Source organism: Chamaesiphon sp., from assembly GCF_041738855.1.
GTDB lineage: Bacteria > Cyanobacteriota > Cyanobacteriia > Cyanobacteriales > Chamaesiphonaceae > Chamaesiphon.
In genome coordinates this window covers 1-4,915 of the sequence record NZ_JBGSPA010000031.1, presented here as the reverse complement: position 1 = coordinate 4,915, position 4,915 = coordinate 1, and the positions used below count along the sequence as shown (strand labels likewise).

Below are 4,915 nucleotides of genomic sequence, written 5' to 3'. Positions count from 1 at the left end.
AATCAATGTTTTTTCAACTATTAATGATATTGATGGTGGATTTTAATGTGCCAAAAATTGAAAAAATTCTGCTGTTAGCCTAAAAGTGTTGAAATGCCTGAGTTTGAGGAGACAAAACTTCATCGAACTCAGGTTAGTAAGGTACGTAGCTTTCATCGTCATCAACAGGTGAGCTTTATCGGCGGAGAAGGAATTATCCGCAACTTTAAATATGAAAACGGAACTTGGAAATATCTGGTCGAGATGCCGCTTGCTATATCTATACCTATATTTGGCAGAGTAGGCGCAGAAACAATAGTATTACTAGACGAAGTAGAACTAGATTTAATCGGAAATTAACTTGATAGTAATTGAACCTAAAATTGACAATTCGCTCATTCAAATAGATTCATTACCGCAAGTTCCATCTGGAGCTGGAATGCTGATGCTCAGAACTTATCGCGAAGTTCTACCGAGAGTTCGCAAACATTTAGAATTATGGCAGCAAGAAGCTGAAAGAATTCCTAATTCCGAACTGCGTAAGCAAGCTTTGTTAAGTATCGAAAGTAAAGCATTTCACTGTGAAGGTGGTGCAATTTATGGATTACTCGCTCAAGACCAAATTGAGCCAACAATCCGCTTTATAGTCGCTTATCAAACAATTTGTGATTATTTAGATAACCTGTGCGATCGGAGTACTTCACTAGATCCAAGAGATTTCCATACTCTACATCAAGCCTGCATCCACGCCTTGACACCCGATGCTGACTGCATTAATTACTATCAGTTTCGTCAAGAACAAGACGACGGCGGCTATCTAATGAAACTAGTCCAAACTTGCCAAGATGTATTAAAGCACCTGCCATCCTATCGAATGGTTGCTCCTGGCATATATGAACTAGCAGATCATTATTGTAATTTACAAGTCCATAAACACGTCAAAGTTCAGGAGCGAGTTCCGCGCCTACAAGCATGGTTTGAGGAACATCGCGATCGACTTCCCGAACTGAGTTGGCATGAATTTTCAGCTTGTACTGGTTCGACTTTAGGAATTTTTTGTCTTGTCGCTTATGCTGGCAATCCAAACTGTTCTGAGGAACTAGCTACCGAAGTAAAAAATAGCTACTTCCCGTGGGTTCAAGGACTGCATATTTTACTCGACTATTTAATCGATCGAGCAGAGGACAGCATCGGCGGCGATCTGAATTTTTGTGATTATTATGATAGCGAACAAGAAATAAGCGAACGGTTTATTTGCTTTCTAAAAGCAGCAGATCGAGCTGTTGCTCAGTTACCTCATCCACACTTCCATCGCACGATTAATCGAGCTTTACTGGGCGTTTACCTCGCCGATCCCAAAGTTAACGCCCAAAAAAATGTGAAAATAATTGCTAATAAAATTCTGCACTCTTGTGATGGATCGGCATTCTTTTTTCTTGTGAATGCTCTAATTATGGCTCGAATTCGGCACCAATGGAAAATGTCATTTAGCCCGTAATCTAAATTTCATGGATATGATTAAGCCCATCGGGAAGCCGCTACCAAGTTAGGTGTAGCGATCCATCATCCTAAATGATTGTGGTTCTGACCGTTGGCGTAGCCTACCGTTAGGTAATCGGCATTGCGATCGCTATGGATCTTGAATAATTAAAATCCAGCTTCTTAAACTTATCAGGATGATTAAATGACCGGACAACTATGTTGGCTTCCCAAGTTTAGCTCTAATGGAAAACTAGCTTTGCACCTGCGCCTAGAATCCTTTCATCCCTGGAAATCCTATACGGCTTTCCCTGGGCTTTGCATTCCCGACTATCCAATTCCGAACGGCTCAAAGGGATGGGCGACTTGTCAAAGACTATTACATGCAGGATGGATAGCTATCCCTACAGACCGAGCGCGCAACTCTTTTGACGAGCCGATTAGCAGCTTAATGGATGGCAATAACACATGAAGACAAAAAGTGTAAAACTCCAAAGTTTGCAGGGTAAGAGTATGAGCACGCTCAAGCACTATCAACTTGATTCTGCGATCCCTCCATACGCAGCTTATCTCCAGCAAACTGAGGTAAGAATGCTTCAGTTAAGGAAAGACCATATCATCAGTCAGGCATATATTTTACCGATTCCATATCTATGCCAAATTTATCATTTACTAAATCTAAAGCATTTAGAGACAGTTCACAAATTTAGTCTCAAAGGTCTAAAAATTAGTAATGTCAGTCAAATTGAAACGACACCAATCGGTGGAAGTATTAAATTCCAAACAACCCTAGATCCGGCGGTCAATATCTTGAGAGTATGGAGAAAGCCCACGATCGAAGTAGAGCTAATCTTACATACTCCGTACACGATCGAGCTAAATATCCCGATCTATCATAACCGAAAAATTACCATCATTTTTAATATGTTACCACTCGCTGATAATATCCATAAGTTATTCATAGATATATACAGTAATGTCATATTTCCTAAGCCAATTTTGCAAATAATTTTACACTGTGCATCTTGCCTAACTTTGTTTGAAGATCTACCTTATCTCAACGAGTTAGCTGATGGAAATCCTTACCGCTGGGTCAGATCGACCAGAGCTGGCAATCTCGATACCATGCAGCTTTTCAAGCGATTTGTCGAGCTATATGGCTCTAGCTTAGAGCAACCTCAGTCAAGTGGGGCGATCGAGCTACGACCCATCCTAGATCCAGTCTATTAGATAGCTATTTACTGAGTTGAGCCTGATAATCATGACAATCGATCGCTAATTCCGAACAAGCAATCTGGGGATTAACAGTACATTTTAGATAGCGACTATTAACGAAATACTTACAGTTATGACAGGGAACCTGATGCAACTGCTTAATCAGCATAAATCCGGTTTTCCAGTAATAGGCAAAAGCCCATAAACCAGTAAATATCATCCCCCAAGTTAGAGTAAAGCAAATTATAGTCATAAGTTAGTTAAATCTAAAATGGGGCAAACACTTAATTGCCTAAACCGATCGATTAGGTGTTTGCCCCAAACGTAGCCGCTCTCGATCTTTAATCGATTAGGTCTTACTAGAATTAGGAACTAGGTCAAGTTCGGGAGCATCATGTGCGACAGTATTATCATTACCAGCCTCACGATCGAATTTCGTTTTCGCGACCGCAATTGCAAATACATAGAGACCAAAGATCGGCTTTGCCAGCACGTCGGCAATCGTATAACCAAGCTGTACGCCTACAGTTGCCGCATTACCCGTCACCCCAATCAAAGGTAAGATATACGCAATCGGGTAAACACCCCAAGACAGTAACAGTAGCAAGCGCATACTGCGGACTAGCTCCTGTACGGGCGCAGGTTGACGCTCTAGCGATTTGGACAGTTCTACCCACAGTACATAGAGGATGTAGATAAACGGAATAGTGCTGATGGTACCCCACACAATCCGAGTTGTAAAATCATTGGAGATCTCCCCAGGATAGCCAGTCGCAATCATCAGAATTGAAGCTCCCACCAACTTAGTGAGCAACGGTTTTGTCTCTGTGCCTGGTAATGCTAGGACAGCTACTGTTTCAACTAATAATAGGGGTACGGTGAGGAGCCAATCGACATAGCGGTAGGCATCATTAAATGGTGCGCCAGTGAGGGTATAAACACCGTTTTGGAGACTGTAAGCTTCATCCCAACTGTTGAAGATGCGGAAGTAATGATAGCCAGCAATACTGACGACGATCGCCGAAACGATCAGTGCTAGCCGATATTTCTGACCGACTTGTGACTGGGCACTAAAGAAAAATAATGCGGATGAGAACATTGCGGCGATTCTCCTTCAGAGAGGCTTCGCCAACGCAAATGAGAAGGCATTATAAATTAGATTAAATTGGCTAGATGTTAATGACTGAACTGTTGACAGCCGATTTGACATGTCATCATTAGCCAAGATCGATCCTAATAGTGTAAATTCTGGGATGGATGAAACTGCAATCATGAGTTTTATCTTCAGGTAGTTGAATATAGACTCCAATTGATAATTATTAATTAATAATTATCAATTAACTTGGTGTGGCGATCGATCCGCGATCGGGTGTCCAGATAGATTCTTCACCACTACCAAAATAACCATCGAATTTTGTCACGGACACATTGCCTAGCACTTTGACTTTACAAGCTAGTCGTCGCTCCTTGTGGCTGGAATGAGTGGGTAAAGTCATCCAGATTTTCTTTAAGGTAGTGGGTTGGGAAACTGCACCTTCAACTAAAACGACACAAGCACCGCAGATGCCGTATCCTTAACAGTTTAAGACTTTCGATCCTTCACTGTAGAGATCGATATCCCGACCGAGTAAAGCTTCGCGCAAATTAGTTCCATGAGCAACTTCAAAAGTTTTGGCGCAACTGTTCATATGTGATTTTCATGCTTTGAGCCTTTGCCTGACATCCCCTTAAGCCAACCGCCTATTAAAAGGTTCGGCTGTGTTTGTATCCCGTTGGCGGGACACAAACACAACTGAGGCAAACCCGAACTAGTGGGATGCGTTACTTGCTCAGAGAGCTGCTAGATTTACTTAGCATCTGACCAAACTGTTGGAGCTTCTCGCCTTGTGAGCCGTCTGCGTGACTGGCAGTTCGCGTGGTCTCATCTGCTAGTGTGTTCATTAACTTGCCGATGGCTGCACCGTCAAGGTCGTCTGATTCTAGTTGCTGCTTGAGCTTGCCCAGGTTTTCGTAGATGGACTTGGCTCCGCTGAATTCGGCCTGCTCCAGCGTTTCCATCCAGCCGTCAATGTTCTCGATGCCCTTGGTGACACCGATCTGAGTGAGGCTGCTTTGGAAGGCTTTGATACTGCTGTCTAAAGTCATTGTCATCTGTGATTCCTCCGAATCTGGAGCGAGGAGATTCCTGCTCCGCTAGTGGGTGAATTGATTCTTGATACTAAAAACCTTTCCTGATACCCCT

The 4,915-nt window shown here is 42.6% G+C and carries 7 protein-coding genes; 3 read left to right on the top strand and 4 right to left on the bottom strand.

The window, feature by feature from the left end:
• Positions 1-93 precede the first annotated feature (93 nt).
• The 3 genes from ACEW9I_RS03945 (at position 94) to ACEW9I_RS03935 (ending at position 2,688) form a co-directional block, all read left to right on the top strand.
• The gene (locus ACEW9I_RS03945) at positions 94-339 is read left to right on the top strand and encodes a hypothetical protein (RefSeq protein WP_373539065.1); all 246 of its coding nucleotides are present in this window, start codon (positions 94-96) and stop codon (positions 337-339) included.
• Positions 340-418: 79 nt separating this feature from the next.
• Entirely contained in the window at positions 419-1,477 is a 1,059-nt protein-coding gene (locus ACEW9I_RS03940) for a tetraprenyl-beta-curcumene synthase family protein (RefSeq protein WP_373539066.1), read from the top strand.
• Positions 1,478-1,926: 449 nt separating this feature from the next.
• Positions 1,927-2,688 carry a hypothetical protein gene (locus ACEW9I_RS03935; protein WP_373539064.1) on the top strand — a complete coding sequence of 254 codons (762 nt, stop codon included), beginning with the start codon at positions 1,927-1,929 and terminating at the stop codon, positions 2,686-2,688.
• 4 nt (positions 2,689-2,692) lie between these two features.
• Here ACEW9I_RS03935 and ACEW9I_RS03930 read toward each other — a convergent pair whose 3' ends face one another.
• The 4 genes from ACEW9I_RS03930 to ACEW9I_RS03915 all read right to left on the bottom strand — a co-directional run bounded on the left by ACEW9I_RS03930 (position 2,693) and on the right by ACEW9I_RS03915 (position 4,824).
• The gene (locus tag ACEW9I_RS03930) at positions 2,693-2,926 is read right to left on the bottom strand and encodes a hypothetical protein (RefSeq protein WP_373539063.1); all 234 of its coding nucleotides are present in this window, start codon (positions 2,924-2,926) and stop codon (positions 2,693-2,695) included.
• Between the two features lie 96 nt (positions 2,927-3,022).
• Positions 3,023-3,772 carry a bacteriorhodopsin-like gene (locus tag ACEW9I_RS03925; protein ID WP_373539062.1) on the bottom strand — a complete coding sequence of 250 codons (750 nt, stop codon included), beginning with the start codon at positions 3,770-3,772 and terminating at the stop codon, positions 3,023-3,025.
• Between the two features lie 238 nt (positions 3,773-4,010).
• Entirely contained in the window at positions 4,011-4,169 is a 159-nt protein-coding gene (locus ACEW9I_RS03920; protein ID WP_373539061.1) for a hypothetical protein, read from the bottom strand.
• A gap of 325 nt (positions 4,170-4,494) precedes the next feature.
• On the bottom strand, positions 4,495-4,824 hold the full coding sequence (locus ACEW9I_RS03915) for a hypothetical protein (protein WP_373539060.1): 330 nt from the start codon (positions 4,822-4,824) through the stop codon (positions 4,495-4,497).
• Positions 4,825-4,915: the final 91 nt, after the last annotated feature.

Coding starts and splice junctions, on each gene's coding strand:
- ACEW9I_RS03945 (WP_373539065.1), top strand. CDS start 94: ATGCCTGAGTTTGAGGAGACAAAACTTCATCGAACTCAGGTTAGTAAG.
- ACEW9I_RS03940 (WP_373539066.1), top strand. CDS start 419: ATGCTGATGCTCAGAACTTATCGCGAAGTTCTACCGAGAGTTCGCAAA.
- ACEW9I_RS03935 (WP_373539064.1), top strand. CDS start 1,927: ATGAAGACAAAAAGTGTAAAACTCCAAAGTTTGCAGGGTAAGAGTATG.
- ACEW9I_RS03930 (WP_373539063.1), bottom strand. CDS start 2,926: ATGACTATAATTTGCTTTACTCTAACTTGGGGGATGATATTTACTGGT.
- ACEW9I_RS03925 (WP_373539062.1), bottom strand. CDS start 3,772: ATGTTCTCATCCGCATTATTTTTCTTTAGTGCCCAGTCACAAGTCGGT.
- ACEW9I_RS03920 (WP_373539061.1), bottom strand. CDS start 4,169: ATGACTTTACCCACTCATTCCAGCCACAAGGAGCGACGACTAGCTTGT.
- ACEW9I_RS03915 (WP_373539060.1), bottom strand. CDS start 4,824: ATGACAATGACTTTAGACAGCAGTATCAAAGCCTTCCAAAGCAGCCTC.